Source organism: Paraburkholderia sartisoli (genome assembly GCF_900107685.1).
GTDB classification, from domain to species: Bacteria; Pseudomonadota; Gammaproteobacteria; order Burkholderiales; family Burkholderiaceae; genus Paraburkholderia; species Paraburkholderia sartisoli.
In genome coordinates, this window is sequence record NZ_FNRQ01000002.1 from 1 (window position 1) to 22784 (window position 22784).

The 22784-nt window shown below is 63.5% G+C and carries 23 protein-coding genes; 12 read left to right on the forward strand and 11 right to left on the reverse strand.

Features of this window, described 5'->3' with window-relative positions; translation table 11 throughout:
• Positions 1-607 precede the first annotated feature (607 nt).
• From BLV45_RS07150 to BLV45_RS07165, 4 genes are all read left to right on the forward strand, one after another.
• On the forward strand, positions 608-1822 hold the full coding sequence (locus tag BLV45_RS07150; RefSeq protein ID WP_090531266.1) for a DUF2863 family protein: 1215 nt from the start codon (positions 608-610) through the stop codon (positions 1820-1822).
• A 191-nt stretch (positions 1823-2013) separates the two neighbouring features.
• Complete coding sequence (locus BLV45_RS07155) at positions 2014-2868, forward strand: response regulator transcription factor (protein WP_090531269.1); 855 nt, start codon at positions 2014-2016, stop codon at positions 2866-2868.
• A gap of 340 nt (positions 2869-3208) precedes the next feature.
• A complete protein-coding gene (locus BLV45_RS07160; protein ID WP_090531272.1) occupies positions 3209-3883 on the forward strand; it encodes an energy-coupling factor ABC transporter permease in 675 nt (224 codons plus the stop codon).
• Between the two features lie 417 nt (positions 3884-4300).
• On the forward strand, positions 4301-4912 hold the full coding sequence (locus BLV45_RS07165; protein WP_090531274.1) for a BspC domain-containing protein: 612 nt from the start codon (positions 4301-4303) through the stop codon (positions 4910-4912).
• A 234-nt stretch (positions 4913-5146) separates the two neighbouring features.
• Here the strand turns inward: BLV45_RS07165 and BLV45_RS07170 are convergent, their stop codons facing one another.
• Together BLV45_RS07170 and yaaA are read right to left on the reverse strand one after the other, a co-directional pair.
• Positions 5147-6313 (reverse strand): M14 family metallopeptidase, encoded by a 1167-nt coding sequence (locus BLV45_RS07170; RefSeq protein ID WP_090531277.1) that lies wholly within the window; start codon positions 6311-6313, stop codon positions 5147-5149.
• A gap of 52 nt (positions 6314-6365) precedes the next feature.
• On the reverse strand, positions 6366-7148 hold the full coding sequence (gene yaaA / locus BLV45_RS07175) for a peroxide stress protein YaaA (protein ID WP_090531279.1): 783 nt from the start codon (positions 7146-7148) through the stop codon (positions 6366-6368).
• A gap of 57 nt (positions 7149-7205) precedes the next feature.
• Here yaaA and BLV45_RS07180 point away from each other — a divergent pair, with 57 nt between their 5' ends.
• Positions 7206-7718 carry a putative toxin-antitoxin system toxin component, PIN family gene (locus BLV45_RS07180; RefSeq protein WP_090531282.1) on the forward strand — a complete coding sequence of 171 codons (513 nt, stop codon included), beginning with the start codon at positions 7206-7208 and terminating at the stop codon, positions 7716-7718.
• 74 nt (positions 7719-7792) lie between these two features.
• Positions 7793-8974: a pyridoxal phosphate-dependent aminotransferase gene (locus BLV45_RS07185; RefSeq protein WP_090531284.1), complete on the forward strand. Its 1182-nt coding sequence runs from the start codon at positions 7793-7795 to the stop codon at positions 8972-8974.
• 97 nt (positions 8975-9071) lie between these two features.
• Here the strand turns inward: BLV45_RS07185 and BLV45_RS07190 are convergent, their stop codons facing one another.
• Positions 9072-9722, reverse strand: coding sequence for a glutathione S-transferase family protein (locus tag BLV45_RS07190; protein WP_090531287.1), 651 nt, complete (start codon positions 9720-9722; stop codon positions 9072-9074).
• A 145-nt stretch (positions 9723-9867) separates the two neighbouring features.
• On the opposite strand from BLV45_RS07190, the gene BLV45_RS07195 reads away from it, so the two are divergent.
• The 6 genes from BLV45_RS07195 (at position 9868) to BLV45_RS07220 (ending at position 16224) form a co-directional block, all read left to right on the forward strand.
• Positions 9868-11445, forward strand: coding sequence for a 3-hydroxyacyl-CoA dehydrogenase (locus BLV45_RS07195; RefSeq protein ID WP_090531292.1), 1578 nt, complete (start codon positions 9868-9870; stop codon positions 11443-11445).
• Positions 11442-12230 carry an oxepin-CoA hydrolase, alternative type gene (locus BLV45_RS07200; RefSeq protein ID WP_090531296.1) on the forward strand — a complete coding sequence of 263 codons (789 nt, stop codon included), beginning with the start codon at positions 11442-11444 and terminating at the stop codon, positions 12228-12230. The genes BLV45_RS07195 and BLV45_RS07200 overlap by 4 nt, the downstream gene beginning before the upstream one ends.
• Positions 12227-12958 (forward strand): histidine phosphatase family protein, encoded by a 732-nt coding sequence (locus BLV45_RS07205; protein ID WP_090531300.1) that lies wholly within the window; start codon positions 12227-12229, stop codon positions 12956-12958. Before BLV45_RS07200 ends, BLV45_RS07205 begins: the two co-directional genes overlap by 4 nt.
• 19 nt (positions 12959-12977) lie before the next feature.
• Positions 12978-14084, forward strand: coding sequence for a phosphotransferase (locus BLV45_RS07210; RefSeq protein ID WP_090531303.1), 1107 nt, complete (start codon positions 12978-12980; stop codon positions 14082-14084).
• Between the two features lie 42 nt (positions 14085-14126).
• Entirely contained in the window at positions 14127-15368 is a 1242-nt protein-coding gene (locus BLV45_RS07215) for an acyl-CoA dehydrogenase family protein (RefSeq protein ID WP_090531306.1), read from the forward strand.
• A gap of 154 nt (positions 15369-15522) precedes the next feature.
• The gene (locus BLV45_RS07220) at positions 15523-16224 is read left to right on the forward strand and encodes a glutathione binding-like protein (protein ID WP_090531309.1); all 702 of its coding nucleotides are present in this window, start codon (positions 15523-15525) and stop codon (positions 16222-16224) included.
• An 80-nt stretch (positions 16225-16304) separates the two neighbouring features.
• Here BLV45_RS07220 and BLV45_RS07225 read toward each other — a convergent pair whose 3' ends face one another.
• The 8 genes from BLV45_RS07225 to nuoN all read right to left on the reverse strand — a co-directional run bounded on the left by BLV45_RS07225 (position 16305) and on the right by nuoN (position 22777).
• Entirely contained in the window at positions 16305-16778 is a 474-nt protein-coding gene (locus BLV45_RS07225; protein ID WP_090531312.1) for a MaoC family dehydratase, read from the reverse strand.
• Complete coding sequence (locus tag BLV45_RS07230; RefSeq protein ID WP_090531315.1) at positions 16775-17233, reverse strand: MaoC family dehydratase; 459 nt, start codon at positions 17231-17233, stop codon at positions 16775-16777. The genes BLV45_RS07225 and BLV45_RS07230 overlap by 4 nt, the downstream gene beginning before the upstream one ends.
• A gap of 30 nt (positions 17234-17263) precedes the next feature.
• Entirely contained in the window at positions 17264-18391 is a 1128-nt protein-coding gene (locus BLV45_RS07235) for an acyl-CoA dehydrogenase family protein (protein ID WP_090531318.1), read from the reverse strand.
• A gap of 11 nt (positions 18392-18402) precedes the next feature.
• Entirely contained in the window at positions 18403-19599 is a 1197-nt protein-coding gene (locus BLV45_RS07240) for an acyl-CoA dehydrogenase family protein (protein WP_090531321.1), read from the reverse strand.
• A 53-nt stretch (positions 19600-19652) separates the two neighbouring features.
• Complete coding sequence (locus BLV45_RS07245) at positions 19653-20078, reverse strand: DUF1178 family protein (RefSeq protein ID WP_090531324.1); 426 nt, start codon at positions 20076-20078, stop codon at positions 19653-19655.
• A gap of 291 nt (positions 20079-20369) precedes the next feature.
• Complete coding sequence (locus BLV45_RS07250; protein ID WP_090531328.1) at positions 20370-20960, reverse strand: NUDIX domain-containing protein; 591 nt, start codon at positions 20958-20960, stop codon at positions 20370-20372.
• 42 nt (positions 20961-21002) lie between these two features.
• The gene (locus BLV45_RS07255) at positions 21003-21305 is read right to left on the reverse strand and encodes a DUF2818 family protein (RefSeq protein ID WP_090531331.1); all 303 of its coding nucleotides are present in this window, start codon (positions 21303-21305) and stop codon (positions 21003-21005) included.
• Positions 21305-22777, reverse strand: coding sequence for an NADH-quinone oxidoreductase subunit NuoN (gene nuoN, locus BLV45_RS07260; protein ID WP_090531334.1), 1473 nt, complete (start codon positions 22775-22777; stop codon positions 21305-21307). The genes BLV45_RS07255 and nuoN overlap by 1 nt, the downstream gene beginning before the upstream one ends.
• Positions 22778-22784 lie beyond the last annotated feature (7 nt).

Genomic DNA, 22784 nt, shown 5'->3' on the forward strand with positions numbered 1-22784 from the left:
CCCGAAGGATCCACCGCGCGTCGCGCATCAAGCGCCCACACTTATCGACTGTTAATTTTTAAAGATCAAGTCCGCGCCCACCACCCGAAACCGCGCCCACTTCCAACCACCCGGCACCGCTTCGTTGCACGTCGCTGCATCCGCAGCAGAGAAACGAGATTATGAAGAACGTTTGCTTGGTCGTCAACAGGTTTTTTTAACCACCCCACCCGCCCAGCGCCCCGCAAAGCCTTGCCCACTCTGGCTTCCCGCTTCCCCGCGCCTCCTTGCGAAAGCGCGAAAGATCGAGATTCTAGCCACCTCACTCGGCCCTGGCAAGCGTTATTTTTAAGAACGGTTTGAGAACAGAAATACCGCTCCTCAATACGGTGATTGTGGGGATTGGAGGGGCCCGACAAACACTGGGGGCCACTTGCCTGTCTCGCCAGGCGACCATGTTTCCGTTCACCTCATCTCGCGTATTGCCGGGACACAGACGCCATCGGCCTGCCCATCCTTTATTACGGACACCCCGGTCTATATCTTCCGGTCACCCCCACGCAAATGATGTCTATGCACAGAAAAGAATAGAATGTAGGGCTCTGTGCACCCCAAACCTTCTGGATTTATGCGCTCGCGAATCGCCAAACGTCTCCCTCCTGATGCCGACAAGCTTGTCGGCCTCTCGCTCGCGCTGTTCGCGTCGGGCAGTCGCACCGAAGACCGCTTCTGGGAAGCGAAGCTCGACGCGCTACTGGCCAGAATCGTCCGCAATGGCAACCAGACGACGCTGGACGCCGCCCTCGATCACCTGCAGCAAAATCACCCGGATGCATATGGCGCGCTCGCCGACATGGCGGAAACGCATAGCGAGTCGTTCCAGATCGATTTCGATGGCACACCACACGAAGCGCTGCTGATCGCCGCGCCAGTTCTCGCCTGGACGCGGTATGCGATTCCGTCGGGCCCGCTCAAAGGCGATGCGGCCGATGCCCTGCGCGCGCATCTGCAGGCGCATGTGCTGGCCGCCGACACGCGCGTCGCGCTGGCGCCGTTCCTGTACAGCATCGATCAGTTGCCGCGTCACCACGTGGAAACCTGGCGCGTGGCGCAACAACTCGCGCAGACGGCGTCCAGCGGTCACGGCGCGAAACTCAATCTTGGGGAACTGCCCGAAACATCGCCGATCCTCGCCGATCCGAGATTCCTGCTCGCCGTCGTCATTGCGCCCGTGGGCGCCCCGGTGTTTCGCTGGCAGGAAGAAGAACATGGCAATCGCATCGAGCGCGGCCAGTGTCTTGAACAATGGGCAACGCAAGGCGGCGCCAACCTGTCGGTCATCCTGCCAGGTTGTGAGTTCGAATGCCTGCTGCCGGACGCTTACTACTCGGCGTGCCGCGACGCGGATGAGCGCGTGCGTCCGCACACCGTCCGTACGGCCGTCCGCTATCTCTTCGACACAATTGGCGCTGCGCCCCAGGAATTGCGGGCAGTCGTCGCCGGATTCGGTGAGCGGCACATCGACGAATATCGCGTCGGCTTTACCCGGCGCGGCAGCAACGACGTGATCTATGGCGTCGTGTGGCCGCTCTATGGCCGCGAAAACGGCGAGCCGGGTATCGACGAGGAACCGCAGGAAGCCGCCTCGAGCGACGGTCCGCTAGAAGAAATCGTCGCCCTGCTGAAAGAAACCGGTATTACGGAAGTCCGACGTCACGCCGGACGTTTCGAGCCAGAATACTGCGACGACTGTGGGGTACCGCTCTACGCGGATCCGCTTGGCGAGATCGTACATGCGGAAATGCCTGAAGACGCCGAGCCCGCGCAACCTCATTTTCACTGACGGCATCGTCGGATTCTGACAGCCCCGCCGAGCGCGGGGCTTTTTCTTAGCACGCATCCTATGCCTTTCGGACAGGCAGTCCGGCGGGATGGAATTTGTCATCATGGGACCGGTGGCGCATCACAGCGCGCCGGCACCTGCCGACCCGTGCGCATCGCGCCACCTCGACCGTCATCTGGAGGAGGCAACGCATGCGTTTTACCGTATTCAACCCGGAAGCCGAGCGGCGCGAGGGGCTCAAGGCCCTGCTGAGGCAGATTGACCGGCAGGCGCGTTTCAGTGAGGCGCATGACTGGCGTCACGCAGACCGGACGTTGCGTCGGCTGAACCCGGATCTGCTGGTCATCGACTGGGAAAACGGGATGCGCATTGCCGACGCCCGTGCGCTCTTCGCAGCGCACCCCACGGTGCCGGTCGCCGTGCTGATCGACGACGCGTCTCCGTCCATCGTCCGCGCGCTGATCGACGAAGGTGCGCTCGGCGTGATCCCGCGACGGATGGACCATCGTCTGATTGTCCGGGCGTTTGAAATCGTGTTGCTGGGTGGTCACTACGTGCCGGCCGGCGCGCTCGCGCTCGAATCGCCGCCCGCCGTGCCCGAAGTGCCGGTTCGCCGCCGGGAAGCGGTGCTTCCGAGGCCCCGGCGAATGCGTCTGTCGAACGGACTGTCGCCGCGTCAGGAGCAGATCATGCGCTGCGTACACATGGGCAGTACCAACAAGATAATCGCGCGCACGCTCGGCATCAGCGAAGGTACGGTCAAGATTCATCTCGCCAGCATCTTCCAGCAACTCGGCGCGCCCAATCGGGCCGCCGCCGTCGCGATCTATAACGGCTGGCTCGCTGCCCAGCTCCAGGTGCTGCGTCCGGAGCACGAAAGCGCGCCGCGAGGCGTGCCCGGCCAGCATGGCGTCGTGCCGCTGCGGCGACCTCCAGGCCAACGGTTCAGATATCCGTTGCCCGCGAACGATGGCGGCGGCGCCCTCGCTGCTGCTGCCGAACCCATGATCCCGTTCGGCGATCCAGCTGCGGAAACCGGTAAGTGACGACCACGGCCGACCTGCCCACACCGTCCACGCCCGGCATGTGCAGGCGTAAGGCGGAGTTCGCCAGGCTGGACTCGTCGGGCAACGTCCGGCGGCGTCGCTCAATCGCAACATCGGCCACGAAAGCCGCCTCGGTCCCGCGAGTCTGATCGATGTCGTCGAGCCGCCCCGCCGGCATCAGCATCCGCACATGCAGCGACCCAACGGCCTTCGGCGAGCCCGATTGCGACGCGTAACGCGGCCATCGGCGCAACGTGAACCGGACGCGGACAAGCCCCACCAGCACGGCTGGCACGGATTCCGCTCACCCGTTTCGACTTCCAGGAGTAATATGAGATTCATGGGTTTCCTCTATACACCGCTGCCGTTCTGGGTCGCTGTCGGTGGCTGGATCGCCACTGCCGGCCTGCTCGCGCTTGCGCTTTGGAAAAACCCATTCAAGCGTCTCCAGGACGCCACCTTGCAGCATGTCTGGCTCGCCTTGATCGTTGCGATGTCGGTACTCTGGGCAAGCAACGCATGGCTCGACGACGGCACCGTCATGCACCTGCTTGGCGCCACACTCATCGTCACGCTCTTCGACTGGGCGCTCGCGCTGATCGCGATGGCCGCGGTCACGGGTATCGCCGCTGTGATCTTCGACGCGCCCTGGCAAGGTATCGCCCTCACCTTCCTGATATTCGGCGCGTTGCCCGTCGCGGTCTCCACGATTCTGCAACGGGCGATCGTCAAGTGGCTGCCGCGCAACCTGTTCGTCTTCATCCTGGGTCAGGGCTTCATCTCGCCCGCTATCGCGGTGACCATCGCCGCGATCGCCGCAGTGGCCTCGCATGTCGCGCTGGCCGACGGCTCGATGACCGTCGTACCCGCGGGTTATATGTTCAGCGTCTTTCTGCTCGCTTCGGGCGAAGCGTGGTTCACCGGCATGTCCACGGCACTGATCGCGGTTTATCGTCCAGCGTGGGTCACGACGTACGACGTGCGTCGCTATCGCCTCGGCGGACCTCGCATCTGAACCTGTGGGTCCGTGAAACCCGGGGTATGCAGATATCCCGCGAAAAGCGTGACCGCGAATGCCCGGCCGGAACATCGCCGCACATAAGACCAGGACACAACGCAGCGCGTGATGTTGCATGGCAGCGCATGGGAGCAGGTCCGCGCAGGCCGCCTTGAGCCACGCGACCCACGGCTACCCGCGGCTACCCGCGCGAGATGAGTGGAGCACTGCGCATAATCCGTCGAAGTCATCCCACGTATTGCTTCGCGACAACGATTGAACCGGTAACGAACTGATGGCATGGAGTCGACAGCCCTGCACACATCGCATCACTCCGGCTTTTCCAGCAGAATGTGTCAAATATTTTGTGTCAGGATTGAACTCCTCTCCCCCGCGAGGCATCTTACGTGCCTGATGTTTTATAAGCCTTGATAGATGGATCGCACCAACGCACCGCGCCGATTGCTGCGGTTGGTCGGCCGGCTCGCGGCGATTGCAGCGGGCTCCGTGCTCGTTTGCACAGCGCCAGCCTCCGCTGATCAGCTCGAACAGCACAACGAACTCGTCAACCGGTTCGTCCATGACCTGCACGCCGACCCGCTCGTCGCGGACTGTGCCGCGCACGCCAATTTTGTCGCCAGTACCTCGACCGCCTTCGATCACGTCGAATTCCCACCCAGTTCCTTCGACAGCGCGCACTCTTCGATCACGCCGTGGAACGACTCGTTCGACGAAGGCAAGCAGCGCGTCAAGGTCGACAGCATCGTGACCGTCGAAGGTCTGGGCGTGCCGCAAAGCGGCAGTGGGTCGCCGATGGACCTCAAGTTCCGCTGCGGCTACCTCGGCACCCAGATGCTGGCGTTCAGCTGGAATGATCCGGTACCGCCGGCGAGAGCACGCGGCGCGCCGTCGGGTAGCCACAAGAAGAAAGGCTCGAAAGGCAAGCATTCGTCGGGCAAGAAATCGACCGGCAAGGTTTCGGCCGCAACGGGAAAGTCGACCGGCAAGTCCACGTCGAAATCGTCAGCGAAGAAAAAGCCGCAGTGAGCTGAGCGGGCATCTTCAGATTGTCGCGCCCGCCAGGGCTACACCTCGTGGTCGGTCGTACGCCGGTGTTCAACGCCGGGCTAAACAAAAAACGGGGAACACGCCATGCACGCGTTCCCCGCTTTCCGTCCTGCTGGATACGACCCAATTTGCCCTGATCGACAGGCAAGGCCAAGCCGACCTTATGGCTTCGCCTGACGCCAACCTCGCGCCACCCTCACATCAGCTTCAAGCTCACGCGAACGTCTCGACGTGCCGCAAGATCGCGTGCAGCATCGCCGCGCCCAGCGACGCGCTGCGCTCGCCATTCCAGCCCACCCGCTCGTCGGGCAGGTTCGCGTTGTCCTTGAACGGCATCTCCAGCGTCAGCGACAGGCAACCGAACTCATTGCCGACGTACTTCGATGCGAGCTTCAGCGCGTCCTGCCGATACTTGCTCGACTCGTAGCCGTACTTGTCCTGAAAGTCCGGGCTCGCCTGTTTGAACGCCTCGATAAAGGCCTTCTGCTCCTCGCCCTGCTTTTCGGTGAACCCCGGCAGCATTTCCGAGCCCGCCACGAACACGTACGGCAGCGCCTCGTCGCCGTGGATGTCGAAGAAGAGATCGCAACCCGTCGCGTGAATCGCGTCGCGCACGAGCAGCACTTCGGGGCTGCGCGCGGCATCAGGCTCCATCCATTCGCGATTCAGGTTGGCGCCGGCGGCGTTCGTGCGCAGGTTGCCGTGCGCGCTGCCATCCGGATTCATGTTGGGCACGATGTGAAACACCGCGTGTTCATAGAGCCGGCGCGCGACCGGATCGCCGGCCCAGTCGCCCCAGCCGGCCAGACGTTTGACGAGGCCCTCGACGAACCACTCCGCCATCGTCTCGCCCGGATGCTGGCGCGCGATGATCCAGATTTTTTTCTTCGGCTTGAGCGTGCCGTCTTCGGCGAGATCCGGCGTGCCGAGCGTGAGCAGCGGCATCGGCCGGCCTTCGACCGTCTGGCCGAGTTCGGTCAGCGTCGCGTGCGGCATCTGCTGCACCGCGCCGAGAAATTCCGAATGACGCTCCTCGCTGTACGGCTCGAAATACGCGTAGTGAATGCTGTCGAAGTCGGGCGTGTGGTCGATCGTCAGCGCGCGGCCGTCGTACGACGTCGGCACGCGGAACCAGTTCACGCGGTCGTAGCTCGCCATCGCGTTGTAGCCGCGCCAGCCTTCGGCGAACGCGCACTCGTGGGCGTTCTCGAAGGTCATCACGCAGCGTTCGCCCGCCGCGCCCGCGAGCCGGAAGTAGAACCACTGCGCGAAGTCGGCGTGACTGTCGCGTCGCACGCGCAGGCGGATGTCGTCCGGCTGCGCGCAGGACACGATCTCGATCGCGCCCGCGTCGAAATTACTGGTAATCGAAATCGTCATGGTCTTGCCCTGCCTGTCGTGCGTGATATGCGTCGGATACGTGGCGTCGCGCTTACTGCGCGATGCGCCGGCGAAATACGTAGGTGGAATCGTTCGATGCGTCGGCGTCGAACGCGTAGCCTTCCGCGTCGAAGCCCTTCAGCGCTTCTGGCGCGTCGAAGCGGTTCTCGACCGCGTAGCGCGCCATCAGGCCGCGCGCGCGTTTCGCATGGAAGCTGATGATCTTGTAGCGACCGCCCTTCCAGTCCTCGAACACGGGCGTGATCACCGGTGCGTCGAGCAGCTTCGGCTTGACGGACCTGAAGTACTCGTTCGACGCGCAGTTCACCAGAATCCGCGCCGCGCCCGCGTTCTTCTTCAACTGGGCGTTGAGCGCCTGCGTGATGCGCTCACCCCAGAATGCGTACAGATCCTTGCCCCGCGTGTTCTCGAAACGGGTGCCCATTTCCAGGCGATACGGCTGCAACAGGTCGAGCGGACGCAGCAGTCCATACAACCCTGACAGCACGCGCACATGCTTTTGCGCATAGTCGAGATCGGCGGCCGAGAGCGACTTCGCGTCGAAACCTTCGTATACGTCGCCGTTGAACGCGAGCACGGCCTGTTTCGCGTTACGCGTGTCGAATTTCTCCGACCAGTCGGCGTAGCGCTGGAAGTTCAGGCGCGCGAGCGGATCGGAAATGTCCATCAACGTGGCGATCTGCTGCGGCGACAGGCGCCGCAATCCGTCGATCAGTTCGGCGGCGTCATCGACAAAATCGGGAATCGTGTGCTTTTTGACGTGCGGGGGTGTTTCGTAGTCGAGCGATTTGGCCGGCGACAGAACGATTATCATAGAGGCTTACAGGCACGCCGTGCCTGACGGTCAAAGACGAAACCACGATTGTAACGAATGCACGGTTCCGATGCCTCACGCGGGGCGCTCCGCGATGTCCCTCTCGTCGTGCTCGATTCGAATGTATGGATCGACATCCTCGTGTTCGACGACCCTCATACCCGTCCGATCCGCGCGGCGCTCGAAAGCGGCGCGTTGAAGGCGCTGATCGACGCGCGCTGTCTCGCTGAACTGACGTACGTGCTCGATTACCCCCAGTTCGCGCGGCGCGAGATCGACAAGGCCGCGGCGCTCGACACGCTCGCGCGCCTCTGCCAGCGGGTCGCGCCGCCCGCGCCCGCCGAAGACGCCCGGCCACTGCCGAAGTGCAAGGATCGCGACGACCAGAAGTTTCTCGAACTCGCGCATGCCGTAGAGGCCGACTGGCTGGTCTCGAAAGACCGCGCGGTGCTGAAGCTGGCAAAGCGTATCGCGCGTGATTTCGGGTTTCAGATCGCGCAGCCGGCGCCGTTCGTCGCGGCCTGCCTGCTGCCGGACAAAACACCCGCCGAAGCGCCCTCGCCCGCCTGACCGGCACGTCGCGACAGATTTCCGCAGGTTCTCTCCGATACTCACCGCCCATCGTCCACGTTCCAGACCGCGCCATGAATGCACCGCACACCACGCCCACCACGCCTGCGACTCCGACCTTTCCGTCCCGTCTGCCGAACGTCGGCACGACGATCTTCACCGTGATGAGCGCGCTCGCCACGCAAAAAGGCGCCGTGAACCTCGGCCAGGGCTTTCCGGATTTCAACTGCGATCCGCGCATCGTGGATGCGGTGAGCGACGCGATGCGCGAGGGCCACAACCAGTATCCGCCGATGGCCGGCCTCGCGCCGCTACGCCAGGCGATCTCGGACAAGATCGCGAACCTGTACGGCCGCCGCTACGACGCCGACAGTGAAATCACGGTGACGGCCGGCGCCACGCAGGCGCTGCTCACCGCGATCCTGAGTACGGTCCATCCGGGCGACGAAGTGATCGTCGTCGAACCGACGTACGACAGCTATCTGCCGTCGATCGAACTCGCGGGCGGCAAGCCGGTGTTCGTCACGCTCGAAGCGCCCGACTACACGATCCCGTTCGACAGGCTCGCGGCCGCGATCACGCCCCGGACACGTCTGCTGCTGATCAATACGCCGCACAATCCGACGGGCACCGTCTGGCGCGCGGAGGACATGCAGAAGCTGGAAGACATCGTGCGCGGCACCAACGTGCTGATTCTCTCGGACGAAGTCTACGAACACATGGTCTACGACGGCGCGCCGCACGAAAGCGTGGCGCGCTATCCGGAACTCGCGCAACGCAGTTTCGTTGTGTCGAGCTTCGGCAAGACGTATCACGTGACGGGCTGGAAAGTCGGCTACGTCGCGGCGCCCGCTGCGTTGACGGCGGAGTTCCGCAAGGTGCATCAGTTCAACGTGTTCACCGTGAATACGCCGATGCAGCTCGGCCTCGCGCGCTACATGCAGGACCCGGCGCCGTATCTCGACCTGCCGGCGTTCTATCAGAAGAAGCGCGACTTCTTCCGCGCGGGTCTCGCGAATTCGCGCTTCCGTCTGCTGCCGTGTGAAGGCACGTACTTCCAGTGCGTCGATTACTCGGCGATCAGCGATCTGCCCGAAGTGGAATTCGCGCAATGGCTGACCGGCGAAATCGGCGTGGCGGCGATTCCCGTGTCGGCGTTCTATCACGCGCCGCACGAATCGGGCGTCGTGCGCTTCTGCTTCGCGAAGCAGGAGAGCACGCTCGCCACCGCGCTCGAACGGCTGGCGCGTCTTTGATCCGGCGCGCGCGACGATGCGAATGAATCCACATTCCGCATCGTCGCGCGCGTGTCCTGCTGCGGCGCATCGCGGCGGTTCGCGTGCAACCACATGCTCACGCCTTCTTGCGTTGCGCCTCGACATACGCCTTGCGGTCGGCGGTCACGCGTTGCGCCGCGGGCCGTTCGTTCACCGCCTTCACATACGCTTTCCAGTCGATCCCCACATCGGCGAGGAAATCGCGGCCGTAGACCGCCTGCGTCGCCATGCCGACGAGCGGCAAATCCACGAAACCGGCCGTGTCGGACACGCTGAAACGCTCGCCGTGCAGGTACGGCGCGAACTTCGCGAGGCGCCTGAAACCGCTGATATGATGCGTGAGCAGCTTCTCGACGCGCCCTTTGGTCGCGTCGGTGACCGTGCCGCCGAAAAACGCCTGCTTGTACAGGTTACGCACGGTCAGTTCGAGATGCACGTCGGCGAAGAAGATCATCTCGCGCTCTTTCGCGGCGATCCACGGATCGGCGGAAAAAATCGCCTTCTCCGGATAGCGCGCGGCCAGATATTCGACGATCGCCTGCGACTCGCACAGGTCCCCGTGTTCGGTCTGAATATACGGCACCTTGCCGAGCGGCGAATGCGCGAGGAACGCTTCGTCCTGACTCGGCATCACGAGCACCTCCTCAAAAGGGATGTCGTGTTCGAGCAGAACGAATTTCACCTTGCTGTAATAGTTGGACAACGCGAAACCGCACAGTTTGATCATCGGATGTCTCCTTCCGGCCTGTTCTGTTTATCGATGGAACCACGTCTGACAGATCGAAGACGATCACGCAGTCCGTGTTAACCCATCATCCCAAAATTTGCACGATCGTGCTATTCTAAAAATAACCATGGAGTCGAGCCTTACCATGACCTCTCGTCAGTTCAGCATCGAAACTATCGGCATCGTCGGCACGGGCGCAATGGGCCGCGGCATCGCGCAGATCGCGGCGCTCTCGGGTCTGGACGTGCGTCTCTACGACACGAATCCCGAAGCCGTCGGCGCGGCGCGCGACTATCTTGCCGACACGTTCGCAAAACTCGCCGCCAAAGGCAAGCTCGAACCGGCGCGCGTTACCGCCGCGCTCGCGTGCGTGACCGGCGCGGCGGCAATCGCGGACCTGGCGGGCTGCGATCTCGTCATCGAAGCGATCGTCGAGAAGCTCGACGTCAAGCGCACCCTCTTTCGCGAGCTCGAAACGGTCGTGGGCGGCAACTGCGTGCTGGCGTCGAATACGTCGTCGCTGTCGATCACGTCGATTGCGGCGGGTTGTCAGGATCCGTCGCGCGTCGTCGGCTATCACTTCTTCAATCCGGTGCCGCTGATGAAGGTCGTCGAGGTGATCGACGGCCTGCGCGGCGATCCGGCCGCCGGCGACGCGCTGATGAGCCTCGCGCGCCGCATGGGCCACACGCCGGTGCGCGCGAAGGACATGCCCGGCTTCATCGTCAATCACGCCGGACGCGGGATGAACACCGAGGGCCTGCGCGTGGCGGGCGAAGGCGTTGCGAGTTTTGTCGACATCGATCGCATCATGCGCGAGCAGGCGGGCTTCCGGCTCGGGCCGTTCGAGCTGCTCGACCTGACGGCGCTCGACGTGTCGCATCCGGTGATGGAGTCGATCTATCACCAGTTCTACGAAGAGCCACGCTTCACGCCGTCGCCGATCACGGGTACGCGCCTCGCGGGCGGTCTGATCGGCCGCAAGACAGGCGAAGGCTTTTACCGGTACGTCGACGGCAAGCAGCAGGTCGAAGCCGAAGCCGCGGCGCCAACCGAACTGCCGAAGCGCGTGTGGGTCAGCAACCGCTATCCCGAAGCGCGCGAAGCCGTGCTGCAGATCATCGCGAAAAGCGGCGTGGCGCTCGACGAAGGCGCAACGCCCGCGGCGGATTCGCTGATCGTCGTGACGCCGTTCGGGCACGACGCGACCACATCCGCCGTCGACGAAAATCTCGACGCAAGCCGCGTGGTGGCCATCGATACGCTGTTCCCGCTCGCCGGCGCGCAACGCCGCACGCTGATGACGACGCCCGCGACGACACGCGCCGCGCGCGACGCCGGCCACGCGCTCTTCGCCGCCGACAGCGTGCCTGTCACCGTGATCCGCGATTCGACCGGCTTCGTCGCGCAACGGGTGGTCGCGACCATTGTCAACATTGGCTGCGATATCGCGCAAAAGCAGATCGCGTCGCCGCTCGACATCGATCTGGCCGTCACGCTCGGCCTCGGCTATCCGCGCGGACCGCTCGCACTCGGCGACGCGCTCGGCGCGAAGACGATTCTCACGATCCTGCGCAACATCTCGAGCGTGCTGGAAGATCCGCGCTACCGTCCGTCGCCGTGGCTCGCGCGGCGCGCGCAGCTTGGCCTTTCGCTCACGCAGACCGACGTCGCGGACAACGCCAACGCTGACGCAAACACCCACTCAAAGGACCCGCGATGAGCGCCGAACTCCTCACGTCCCGCCCGGCCGAAAGCGAATCGACGCTGGTGCTGACGCTGTCGAATCCGGGTGCGCGCAACGCGCTGCATCCGGACATGTACGCCGCCGGCATCGAAGCGATCGACACGGCCGAACGCGATCCGTCGATCCGCGCGATCGTGCTGACCGGCGCGGACCAGTTCTTCTGCGCGGGCGGCAACCTGAACCGGCTGCTCGAAAATCGCGCGAAGGATCCTTCGGTGCAGGCGCAAAGCATCGACATGCTCGGTGAGTGGATCGCCGCGCTGCGTTCGTCGACGAAGCCGGTGATCGCCGCCGTCGAAGGCGCGGCGGCCGGCGCGGGGTTTTCGCTCGCGCTTGCCTGCGACCTGATCGTCGCCGCCGAAGATGCGAAATTCGTGATGTCGTACGCGCGCGTCGGGCTAACGCCGGACGGCGGCGGCTCGTGGTTCCTCGCGCAGGCGCTGCCGCGCCAGATCGCGGCCGAAGTGCTGTTCGAGGGCAAACCCGTGAGCGCGACGCGGCTCCATGAACTCGGTGTCGTCAACAGGGTGGCGAAGGCCGGCGCGGTGCGCGACATGGCGCTCGCATGGGCCGACGACCTCGGCCGGATCTCGCCGTATTCGATCACGTGCATCAAGTCGCTGATCGGCGCGGCCGGCACGCAATCGCTGCCGGATCATCTCGCAGCCGAGCGCGACAGCTTCGTTCGCGCGCTGCATCAGGGCGATGCGCTCGAAGGCATCACCGCATTCCTCGAAAAACGTGCGCCGGTCTACAAATGAGCGAACCGCAAAACGCCGCATTCCAGTTGCCGAAGCGCCGCCGCATCTATCTGATGCGGCACGGCGACGTCACGTATTTCGACGCCACCGGTCGCGCGATCGATCCCGAAACCGTGCCGCTCAACGAGAATGGTCGCGAACAGGCGAGCGCCGCGGGCCGTGCATTTGCAGAGCAGCAGGTCCGCTTCGATCGCGTGATCGTGAGCGGCCTGCCGCGCACGGTTGAAACCGCGCAACGCGTGCTCGCCGAAACCGGACAGCAGATCGAACTGGAAATCGAGCCCGCGTTGCAGGAAATTCGCGGCGGACGGCTCGGCAGCATTCCGGCGAAAGATCTCGAAGCCGCGTTTCTGGGCGCGTTCGACGGCATCGTCCCTGAAGACACACACTTTCTGGGCGGTGAAACGATCGGTGCACTGTTCGACCGCGTGCTGCCCGCGCTTGCCACGCTGCGCGAAGACACGTCGTGGGACACGGTGCTGCTCGTGCTGCACGGCGGGGTGAACCGCGCGATTCTCTCGCATGCGATCACGGCGGGCGGCCGCACGTTCTTCGGCCATCTCGCACAGGCGACGGGCTGCATCAACACGCTCGACGTCGGCACCGCACCGCGCGACTGGGTGCTGCGCGCGATCAACTATTCACCGCCCTCGCCGCTTCATCGCGACGTGCGCAACACGACGATGGAACTGCTCTACGCACAATTCATTCAATGCAGGCGTAGCTAAACCCGATCTGGAGGAGACAATGACGCAGGCCCGTCCCGCAGGGGAACCGGAGCACACGCCGGACTACTCGGCATTCGAAGGCACGCGGCCCGTCGCGGACAGGCAGCGCTTTGACGCGGACCAGCTCGGCGCGTGGCTGGTGCAGCACGTCGAAGGCTTCGCCGGGCCGCTGACCGTCGAACAGTTCGCCGGCGGCCAGTCCAATCCGACGTTCAAACTCGTCACGCCGTCGCACTCGTATGTGATGCGCGCGAAGCCCGGCCCCGCAGCGAAACTCCTGCCGTCGGCGCACGCGGTGGAACGCGAGTATCGCGTGATGCACGCACTTGCCGAGACCGACGTGCCCGTCGCGAGGATGCTCGCGCTTTGCGAGGACGAAAGCGTGATCGGACGCGCGTTCTACGTGATGGAGTTCGTTCAGGGCCGCGTGCTGTGGGATCAGTCGCTCCCCGGCATGACGGTCGATGAACGCAGCGCGATCTACGACGAAATGAATCGCGTGATCGCGGCGCTGCATAGCGTCGATCCCGCGGCGGTCGGGCTTGCCGACTATGGCAAACCGGGCAACTACTTCGCGCGGCAGATCGGCCGCTGGAGCCGGCAGTATGTGGCGTCCGAAACGGAGCCGATCGAAGCGATGAACCGCCTCATCGAATGGCTGCCGCAGCACATGCCGGCCGACACCGGCGGGCGGGCTTCGGTCGTGCATGGCGACTACCGTCTCGACAACCTGATTTTCCATCCGCACGAGCCGCGCGTGCTTGCCGTACTCGACTGGGAACTGTCGACGCTCGGCGATCCGCTCGCCGACTTCGCGTATCACTGCATGGCGTGGCACGTCGATCCCACGCAGTTTCGCGGCATTGCCGGTCTCGACTGGGCCGCACTCGGCATTCCGGACGAAACGCATTACGTCGAACGTTACTGCGCGCGCACCGGACTCCACATTGAAGGAGACTGGAATTTCTATCTGGCGTACAACATGTTCCGCATCGCCGCGATCCTGCAGGGGATCATGAAGCGCGTTGTCGACGGCACCGCTGCGAGCGCGCAGGCGATCGATGCCGGCCGTCGCGCGAAGCCGATGGCGGAACTCGCGTGGCGTTACGCGCAGAAGGTGCGCTAGTCGCCGCCCGATCATTGCTCATCGTTACCCGCGAGGACTTACATGAATTTCGATTACACCCCGAAGGTGCAGGCGCTGCGCGAGAAACTGCTCGCTTTCTTCGACGAACATATCTATCCGAACGAGCGCGCATTCGCCGAGGAGATTGCGCGCAATCGCCGGAACGGCAACGCATGGATTCCGACTGAGCTGATCGAGAGTCTCAAGCAGAAAGCGCGCGACGCCGGGCTGTGGAACCTGTTCCTGCCGGACTCGGCGCGCGGCGCGGGGCTCACGAATCTCGAATACGCGCCGCTGTGCGAGATCATGGGCAGGGTGCCCTGGGCGCCCGAAGTGTTCAACTGCAACGCGCCCGACACCGGCAACATGGAAACGATCGAGCGCTACGGCAGCGACGAGAACAGGCGCGAATGGCTCGAGCCGCTGCTGCAGGGACATATCCGTTCGGCGTTCCTGATGACGGAGCCGGCCGTGGCGTCGTCGGATGCGACGAATATCCAGACGAGCATCGTGCGCGACGGCGACGACTACGTCATCAACGGCCGCAAGTGGTGGTCGTCGGGCGCGGGCGATCCGCGCTGCAAGGTGTACATCGTGATGGGCAAGACCGATCCCGAAGCGGCGCGCCATCAGCAGCAGTCGATGATCCTCGTGCCCGCCGACGCAACCGGCGTCACCGTGCATCGTCCGCTGACGGTGTTCGGTTACGACGATGCGCCGCATGGCCACATGGAAATCACGCTGGAAAACGTGCGCGTGCCGGCGTCGAACCTGCTGCTGGGCGAAGGCCGTGGTTTCGAGATCGCGCAGGGCCGTCTCGGGCCGGGGCGTATTCACCATTGCATGCGCCTGATCGGCCTCGCCGAGCGTGCGCTCGAACTGATGTCGAAGCGCTCGCTGGAGCGCGTCGCGTTCGGCAAGCCGGTCGCCGCGCAAGGCGTGACGCTGGAGCGCATCGCCGAGGCGCGCTGCATGATCGAACAGGCGCGCCTGCTCACGCTGAAGACGGCGTACATGATGGACACCGTCGGCAACAAGGGCGCACGCGGCGAAATCGCGATGATCAAGGTCGTCGCGCCGAACATGGCGTGCCAGGTCATCGACTGGGCCATGCAGGCGCATGGCGCGGCCGGCATGAGCGACGATTTTCCGCTCGCGTATGCGTACACGTCGGCGCGCACGCTGCGCTTCGCTGATGGTCCCGATGAGGTACACCGCAACGCAATCGCGAAACTCGAACTGTCGCGTTATGCGGAAGCATCGCCGACGCAACGCACGCAATAACGGCGCTATAGCGCCGCGATTTGCACGATGCAGCGGCGTGGCGCACATTGAGTCACGCCCTGCATCGAGATTCGATCTGTGCTCTAATTTTCGTCTGCCTCAATGCATCGACGTCGCATCGCGCGGCGCCGCACTCACGAAACCAGGAGTCACGATGATCGACGTCTATAGCTGGGCGACCCCGAACGGCCACAAAGTCCACATCATGCTCGAGGAAACCGGGCTCGAATACACGGCGCACGCCATCAACATCGGCGCCGGCGACCAGTTCACACCCGAATTTCTTGCGATCAGCCCGAACAACAAGATTCCGGCCATCGTCGATCCCGACGGTCCGAAGTCCGCTGACGGCAAGCCATTTTCGCTGTTCGAATCCGGCGCGATCCTGATTTATCTCGCGGAAAAGACCGGCCAGTTTCTGCCGGCCGATCCGGCCAGACGGTATGCGACGCTGCAATGGCTGATGTTCCAGATGGGTGGCATCGGCCCGATGCTCGGCCAGACGCATCACTTTCGCGTGTACGCGCCGCAGCCGATCGAATACGCGATCAACCGCTACACGAACGAGACGCGGCGTCTGTACGGCGTGATGGATACGCAACTCGGCAAGACCGCCTACCTCGCGGGCAACGACTATACGATCGCGGATATCGCGTCGTTCCCGTGGACGCGCTCGTGGAAAAACCAGGGCATCGAGCTCGACGACTTCCCGAACGTGAAGCGCTGGCACGAAGCGATCGCCGCGCGTCCGGCCGTGATGCGCGGCGTGGAAGTGCTGACTTCCATGCGCAAGGAACTGACCGACGACAAGGCGCGCGAAATCCTCTTCGGCGCGACGCAATACGCGAAGCATTGAACTGAACGCGTCGCGCAATAAAAAACGCGGTTGCCTGTGAAGGCAACCGCGTTCTGCTTTCTACCGCGTCAAATCAAACGTCAATGCTGGAAGTAATGCCGGGTGATGAACTCGGCGACACAGACAGGCCGCTCACCCCCCTGCTTTTCCAGCGTCACGTTCCAGACAACCTGCACACCGTTGTCGTCGATGTCTGTCACATCGGCCACCACGAATTTCGCGCGCACGTTCGATCCGACCGGCACCGGCGACGTGAAGCGCACCCGGTTGAGCCCATAGTTGACACCCATGCGCTGCTTCAACGAAACGGTCTTCCCGAGCAGCGCCGGAATCAGCGACAGCGTCATGAAGCCGTGCGCAATCGGCCCGCCAAACGGCGACTCACGTTTTGCCCGTTCAGGATCGACGTGAATCCATTGATGATCGCCGGTCGCCGCCGCGAAACGGTCCACGCTCGCCTGATCGATTTCGACCCAGACGCTGACCAGCGCGCCCGCACTCATGAGCGCGCGCAGCGCGTGCGCGTCGGCCACTTCAACGCGGTCCGGCGTCATGCCGCGTCACCCGGATTGCGCAAGCCGAAGAGCCCTTTCGAGCGCACCGTGATCACCGTTTCGCCGTGCTGGTTGATGCCTTCCCACTGCGTCGACACGATGCCGCGATCGGGTTTGCTCGCGGACACGCGCCGGTCGAGCACGGTGTTCAGCATGCGGATCGTATCGCCGGCACGCACGGGCTTGAGCCAGCGGATGTCGTCGATGCCAGGCGAGCCCATCGACGTCGAACCCGCGAACGCGTTGCGCACGAGGAGGCCCATCATCACCGAGCACGTATGCCAGCCGCTTGCGATCAGCGTGCCGTACGGCGAAGCCGCCGCGCCTTCATCGCTGATATGAAACGGTTGCGGATCGAACTGCTCGGCGAAGCGGATGATCTCTTCCCGCGTGAACGTGTGTTCACCGATCTCGAAGGTCTTGCCGACCTCCATGTCTTCGAAGCTCAAACCCATGTTTACGCCTCCTTCACCTGGACCGACCGATCATACTTCGGCGACGGCAAACCCGGGCAGCGCGGCAAAACGTCCGAGATGGTGATCGACGTCGCCCAGCGTGGTTTCGATGATCGCGAGGCGCTTGAACAGATGCGCCGCTGCGACTTCGTTGGTCACGCCCATGCCGCCGTGCAGCTGAACCGCCTGCTGGCCGACAAAACGCGCGGCCTGCCCGACGCGAACCTTCGCCGCCGACACGGCACGGCGACGCTCATCCGCATCTTCGCTCGCGTAGCGGACGGCGGCCAGATAAGAGATCGAGCGCGCCTGTTCCGCGTGAATCAGCATCTCGACCATGCGATGCTGCAACGACTGAAAACGCGCGATCGGCACGCCGAACTGCTGACGCTGTTTCGTATATTCGGCGGTGGCGTGATTCAGCGCATCGAGCGCGCCGACGGCCTCCGCGCAGAGCAGCACGATGCCGTAATCGGCGATGCGCTCGAGCGTCGCGGCGCCCGCATGCGCGCCGGCAAGACGTCGCGCCGGGGTCGCCTCGAACGACAGCGTCGCGGCACGCTGGCCGTCGATCGTGCGGTAGTCGGTGACCTGTGTGTTCTGCGCCTCGCGCTCGACCACGAACAGCGCGATCTCGCCGTCCAGACGTGCGGGCACGATCCAGTAATCCGCCTGCGCACCGTGCTGCACGACGGATTTCCGGCCCGTCAGCGCGTAGCCTTCGCCCTGTTTCGTCGCGGTCGTTTCCACCGCGAAAATGTCGTAGCGCGCGGCCGGTTCGTGGAATGCCACGGCAAGCTTGATCTCGCCGGCTGCGGCGCGTTCGAGCAGGTGCGCATCGGCGCCCTCGCCCGTGCCGGCCAGATGCAGCGCCTCGATACCCACCGCCGTCGCCCAGTACGGCTCGATCACGAGCGCGCGACCGAGTTCCTGCATCACCACGAGCATGTCGACCGGACTGCCGTTGAAGCCACCGTGCGCTTCAGGCACCGGCAGCGCCGTGAGACCGAGTTCGGTGAACGCGGACCAGTGCGTATCCGACACGCCCGCTTCGGTACGCACAATCGACTGGCGTGCCTCGAAACCGTAGTTCTTGTCGAGATAGCGGCGCAGCGCGTCGGCGAATTGCTGTTGTTCGTCGTTAAAAGTGAAGTCCATTGCGCCGCTCCTCAAAGGCCCAGAATCATCTGCGCGATGATGTTCTTTTGAATCTCGTTCGAACCGCCGTAGATCGACGTCTTACGGAAATTGAAGTAATACGCCGCGAGCGGCGCTGCATCGTCGTCACCGGCCACGCTATGTGCGTGCTCGCCTTCGAGGAACGGCACGTCGAACGGCGCCGCCATCGGGCCGACCGCTTCGAACATCAACTCGGTCAACGCCTGCTGCACTTCGGTGCCCTTGATCTTCAGCATCGACGCTTCCGGCCCCGGACCGCGTCCACCCGTCTCGGCGCTCACGACGCGCAGCACCGTGATTTCAAGCGCCATCATTTCGATTTCCAGATTCGCGACCTTCGCCGAGAAAACCGGATCGTGCAGCAGCGGCTTGCCGTTCTTCTTCTGGTTCAGTGCAAGGCGCTTCAGGAACACGAGTTCGCGCTTCGACTGGCCGACGCGTGCGATGCCGGTGCGCTCATGACCAAGCAGATATTTCGCATAGGTCCAGCCGCGATTCTCTTCGCCGACGAGATTCTCGACCGGCACCTTCACGTCTTCGAAGAAGACTTCGTTGACTTCGTGATCTTCGTCGAGCGTGATGATCGGACGCACGGTGATGCCCGGCGTCTTCATGTCGATCAGGATGAACGAGATGCCCTCCTGCTTCTTCGCGCCGCTATCGGTGCGCACGAGGCAGAACATCATGTCGGCGTGCTGGCCGAGCGTGGTCCACGTTTTCTGGCCATTGACGATGTAGTGATCGCCGACGCGTTCGGCGCGCGTGCGCAGCGACGCCAGATCGGAGCCGGAGCCCGGTTCCGAATAACCCTGACACCACCAGTCGGTGCCGTCGAGAATGCGCGGCAGGTAGTGGCGTTTTTGCGCCTCGCTGCCGTATTTCATCAGCACGGGCGCCACCATCGACACGCCGAACGGCAGCACCGTGGGCGCGCCGATACGCGCGCATTCTTCGTCCCAGATGTGGCGTTGCGTCGGGTTCCAGCCCGGGCCGCCGAATTCGGTCGGCCACGCGATCACCGACCAGCCGCGCTTGCCGAGCAGCTTGTGCCAGCCCGCGAGGTCCTCGCGGTTCAGACGCTTGTGGTTGAGTACCTTGTAGCGCAGCTCGTGGGCCAGATTGGCCTCGAGCCACGAACGGATGTCGGCGCGGAATGCGTCGTCAGCTTGGGAATAATCCAGATTCATGCGCTATGTCTCCTGGCCGCGACTGATCCGCCGCCGCCAGGAAGCCACCGCGCTTATTGCAGCGGTTCTTTCAGTGCGGCCGGGACCGGCAGCGGCATCACTTCGATGCCTTCCTCGACCAAGGCTTTCGCATCCTCGGGTGTCGTGATGCCCCGAATACTGCGTGCCGGCGCTTCGTTGTAGTGAATGCGCCGTGCTTCCTCGGCAAAGCGGTCGCCCACGTTCTCGGTCTTTTCCAGTACCTCGCGCAGCGCACGCATGGCGTGCGCCTGCCATTCAACCGCGTTCGCCGGCGCGGAAGCCGCCGTCGCACCGGACAGGTTAAGTCGCGGCGCAGACGGCAAACGGCTTACTTCGGTCACACCGCAGACTGGACATTCGACCAGCTTGCGGGACAGCTGCGACTCAAAATCATCGGCGGAAGCGAACCAGCCTTCGAACCGATGGCCGTGCGGACACGTTAAATCGAGGACCTTCATGTGGAATCAGGGCTTGCAACCAGTTTATCGCAAAATGGAATTTTGTGAACGATCGTTCGTAAAATTTTTAGCTTTTCATTAAGGACAGGATAAACGTCCTCGATCGACAGCGTGGGGCGATTCTAGCGCTTTGCGACAAACGCCGCCGGAGCAGCCCGAAACATCCGAGCCAGGGAATTGCCTGTGAATTGCCCGTGAATTGCCGCCGGAAACGCTAACGGCGACCTTGCGGGCCGCCGTTATGGTTCCATGCGTCATGCGCAGCCGGGCCACGATGACGGCCCTGCTGCGTCAGTCGCGCTCCGGTGCTGCTGTCGGCCACGTGCCCGACAGGATCTTTTCCAGCCAGAACGTGCCGATAATCGTCTTCACGTCGGTGATCCTGCCCGTGCGCACCCACTCGGACACTTCCGGCACGGTTGCCGTGAAGAGTTCGAGGAATTCGCCGTCGTCGAGCTTGCGTTCGCCCGCCGTCAGGCCGCGCGCGAGGTAGATGTCGATGAATTCCGTCGAGTACGAAATGATCGGATGGATGCGCGTGATATAGACGTATTCGCGCGCCGTATAGCCCGTCTCTTCGGCCAGTTCGCGCTTCGCGCAGGCGAGCGCGCCTTCGTCCGGATCCAGCTTGCCCGCGGGATACTCGTACATCACCTTGCCGATCGGATAGCGATACTGGCTTTCCAGTAGCACACGGCCATCGTCGAAGAGCGGGATCACCATCACCGCGCCCGGATGCTTCACGTACTCGCGGGTTGCGTGCTTGCCGTCGGGCAATTCGACCGTGTCGCACTTGAGCGTCAGAAACGGACCCTCGTGCAGGGTCGTGCTCTCCAGACACTTTTCGGTGAGCGTTGCGTCGTGGTTAGGGAGTTCGGCCATGTGCGACCTCAGAAAAGCATGGAGCGCTAACGGCTTGCGCCGTCAGCGGCGTTTGACCAGATACTGCCAGGTGAAACCGGGGAAAGCGAACACGACAAAAAGACTGAACGTGATCGCATAGAACTGCCAGCCCTGATCGAAGCGGTTACCCGCGCGCGCCTCGAGCATGAAGCCGAGCGCGCCGATCACGAAATACAGCACGATCATTTCGGCGATCCGTAACCAGGCGCTCTTCTTCGCCGCCTTCAACTTCATCGGGACGACGGCGAAGAGCCGCTGGTTCAGGAACGGCAGGTTGGCGCCCACGAGCGCCAGCAACACGATAAACCAGCCGGCTGCTGACATTACAGCGGCAGGGTGTGCTGGATAGCCTGCAGGCAGACCGTCATCAGCGGACCCGGCACGATGCCGAGCACCAGCAGGGCCACGCCGTTCAGCGCGAGCAGCGTACGCGAGCAGGCGTCGGCGTTAATCGGCGCCGTGTCCTGCGGTGCATCGAAGTACATCAGCTTGACGACGCGCAGGTAGTAGAACGCACCAAACAGCGACGTCACCACGGCAAGCACCGTGAGCCACGTCAGGCCGGCGTTCATCGTCGCCTCGAGCACGGCGAGCTTCGCGTAGAAGCCGACCGTCGGCGGGATGCCGGCGAGCGAGAACATCATCACCATCATCACGAACGCGAAGACCGGGCTGCGCTGGTTGAGGCCCTTGAAGTCGTCGAGCGTTTCGGCTTCGAAATCACGGCGTGCGAGCAGCATCACGATGCCGAACGTGCCGAGCGTCGTCACGAGGTAGATGATGCTGTAGAACATCGCCGAACCGTACGCGCCAGCCGCCCCGCCCGCCTTGCCGTCGACCACACCCGACAGCAGGCCGAGCAGCACGAAACCCATGTTCGCGATCGCCGAGTACGCCAGCATCCGCTTGATGTTGCGCTGGACGATACCCGTGATGTTGCCGACGATCATCGACAGCGCCGCGAGAATCACGAGCATTTCCTGCCAGTCGACTGCGAGCGGCAGCAGGCCCATCACCAGGAAGCGCAGCCCCCACGCGAACGCCGCGACCTTCGGACCGCCGCCGGTCAGGAGCGTCATCGCCGTCGGTGCGCCGTGGTAGACGTCCGGCACCCACATGTGGAACGGCACCGCGCCCATCTTGAACGCAATACCCGCCACGATGAAGATCACGCCGAACAGCAGCACCACATCGTTGATGTGACCCGAAGCCACCGCCTTCAGCACTTCGCCGAGTTCGAGCGAACCGGTCGCGCCGTACAGCATCGAGATGCCGTAGAGCAGGAAACCCGATGCGAGCGCGCCCAGCACGTAGTACTTCATCGCCGCTTCGTTCGACTGCGCGGCGTCACGACGCAGCGCGATGACCGCGTACAGCGACAGCGACATCAGTTCCAGACCGAGATACAGCGTCAGGAAGTTGTTGCCCGAGATCATCACGAGCTGGCCGAGCAGCGAGAACATGCCAAGCAGGAAGAAGTCGCCGCGGAACAGGTCGCGGTCTTCGAGATACTTGCGCGAATAGACGATCGTCACCGCGTAACCCAGCGACACCACCGCCTTCATCGCGCTGGCGAACGGATCCACCACGTACATGCGCGAGAAGAAGTAATGCGGCGTCGGGTCGAACGCGTTGATCGCGAACCAGACACCCGCGATCACCGAAGAGACGACCGCGATGAAATACGTCGTGCGACGGCCAGTCTGGCCGACGAACGTGTCGTTGAGCCACGCGACGACGACTGCGAACATCAGCAGCGCGTCAGGCAACAGAGCATTGATAGGGGCGTTTTGCATGATCTTT

Bases quoted from the DNA above. Each gene is read 5' to 3' on its own strand.
- BLV45_RS07150 (WP_090531266.1), top strand. From the start codon at position 608: ATGCGCTCGCGAATCGCCAAACGTCTCCCTCCTGATGCCGACAAGCTT.
- BLV45_RS07155 (WP_090531269.1), top strand. From the start codon at position 2,014: ATGCGTTTTACCGTATTCAACCCGGAAGCCGAGCGGCGCGAGGGGCTC.
- BLV45_RS07160 (WP_090531272.1), top strand. From the start codon at position 3,209: ATGGGTTTCCTCTATACACCGCTGCCGTTCTGGGTCGCTGTCGGTGGC.
- BLV45_RS07165 (WP_090531274.1), top strand. From the start codon at position 4,301: ATGGATCGCACCAACGCACCGCGCCGATTGCTGCGGTTGGTCGGCCGG.
- BLV45_RS07170 (WP_090531277.1), bottom strand. From the start codon at position 6,313: ATGACGATTTCGATTACCAGTAATTTCGACGCGGGCGCGATCGAGATC.
- yaaA (WP_090531279.1), bottom strand. From the start codon at position 7,148: ATGATAATCGTTCTGTCGCCGGCCAAATCGCTCGACTACGAAACACCC.
- BLV45_RS07180 (WP_090531282.1), top strand. From the start codon at position 7,206: ATGCACGGTTCCGATGCCTCACGCGGGGCGCTCCGCGATGTCCCTCTC.
- BLV45_RS07185 (WP_090531284.1), top strand. From the start codon at position 7,793: ATGAATGCACCGCACACCACGCCCACCACGCCTGCGACTCCGACCTTT.
- BLV45_RS07190 (WP_090531287.1), bottom strand. From the start codon at position 9,722: ATGATCAAACTGTGCGGTTTCGCGTTGTCCAACTATTACAGCAAGGTG.
- BLV45_RS07195 (WP_090531292.1), top strand. From the start codon at position 9,868: ATGACCTCTCGTCAGTTCAGCATCGAAACTATCGGCATCGTCGGCACG.
- BLV45_RS07200 (WP_090531296.1), top strand. From the start codon at position 11,442: ATGAGCGCCGAACTCCTCACGTCCCGCCCGGCCGAAAGCGAATCGACG.
- BLV45_RS07205 (WP_090531300.1), top strand. From the start codon at position 12,227: ATGAGCGAACCGCAAAACGCCGCATTCCAGTTGCCGAAGCGCCGCCGC.
- BLV45_RS07210 (WP_090531303.1), top strand. From the start codon at position 12,978: ATGACGCAGGCCCGTCCCGCAGGGGAACCGGAGCACACGCCGGACTAC.
- BLV45_RS07215 (WP_090531306.1), top strand. From the start codon at position 14,127: ATGAATTTCGATTACACCCCGAAGGTGCAGGCGCTGCGCGAGAAACTG.
- BLV45_RS07220 (WP_090531309.1), top strand. From the start codon at position 15,523: ATGATCGACGTCTATAGCTGGGCGACCCCGAACGGCCACAAAGTCCAC.
- BLV45_RS07225 (WP_090531312.1), bottom strand. From the start codon at position 16,778: ATGACGCCGGACCGCGTTGAAGTGGCCGACGCGCACGCGCTGCGCGCG.
- BLV45_RS07230 (WP_090531315.1), bottom strand. From the start codon at position 17,233: ATGGGTTTGAGCTTCGAAGACATGGAGGTCGGCAAGACCTTCGAGATC.
- BLV45_RS07235 (WP_090531318.1), bottom strand. From the start codon at position 18,391: ATGGACTTCACTTTTAACGACGAACAACAGCAATTCGCCGACGCGCTG.
- BLV45_RS07240 (WP_090531321.1), bottom strand. From the start codon at position 19,599: ATGAATCTGGATTATTCCCAAGCTGACGACGCATTCCGCGCCGACATC.
- BLV45_RS07245 (WP_090531324.1), bottom strand. From the start codon at position 20,078: ATGAAGGTCCTCGATTTAACGTGTCCGCACGGCCATCGGTTCGAAGGC.
- BLV45_RS07250 (WP_090531328.1), bottom strand. From the start codon at position 20,960: ATGGCCGAACTCCCTAACCACGACGCAACGCTCACCGAAAAGTGTCTG.
- BLV45_RS07255 (WP_090531331.1), bottom strand. From the start codon at position 21,305: ATGTCAGCAGCCGGCTGGTTTATCGTGTTGCTGGCGCTCGTGGGCGCC.
- nuoN (WP_090531334.1), bottom strand. From the start codon at position 22,777: ATGCAAAACGCCCCTATCAATGCTCTGTTGCCTGACGCGCTGCTGATG.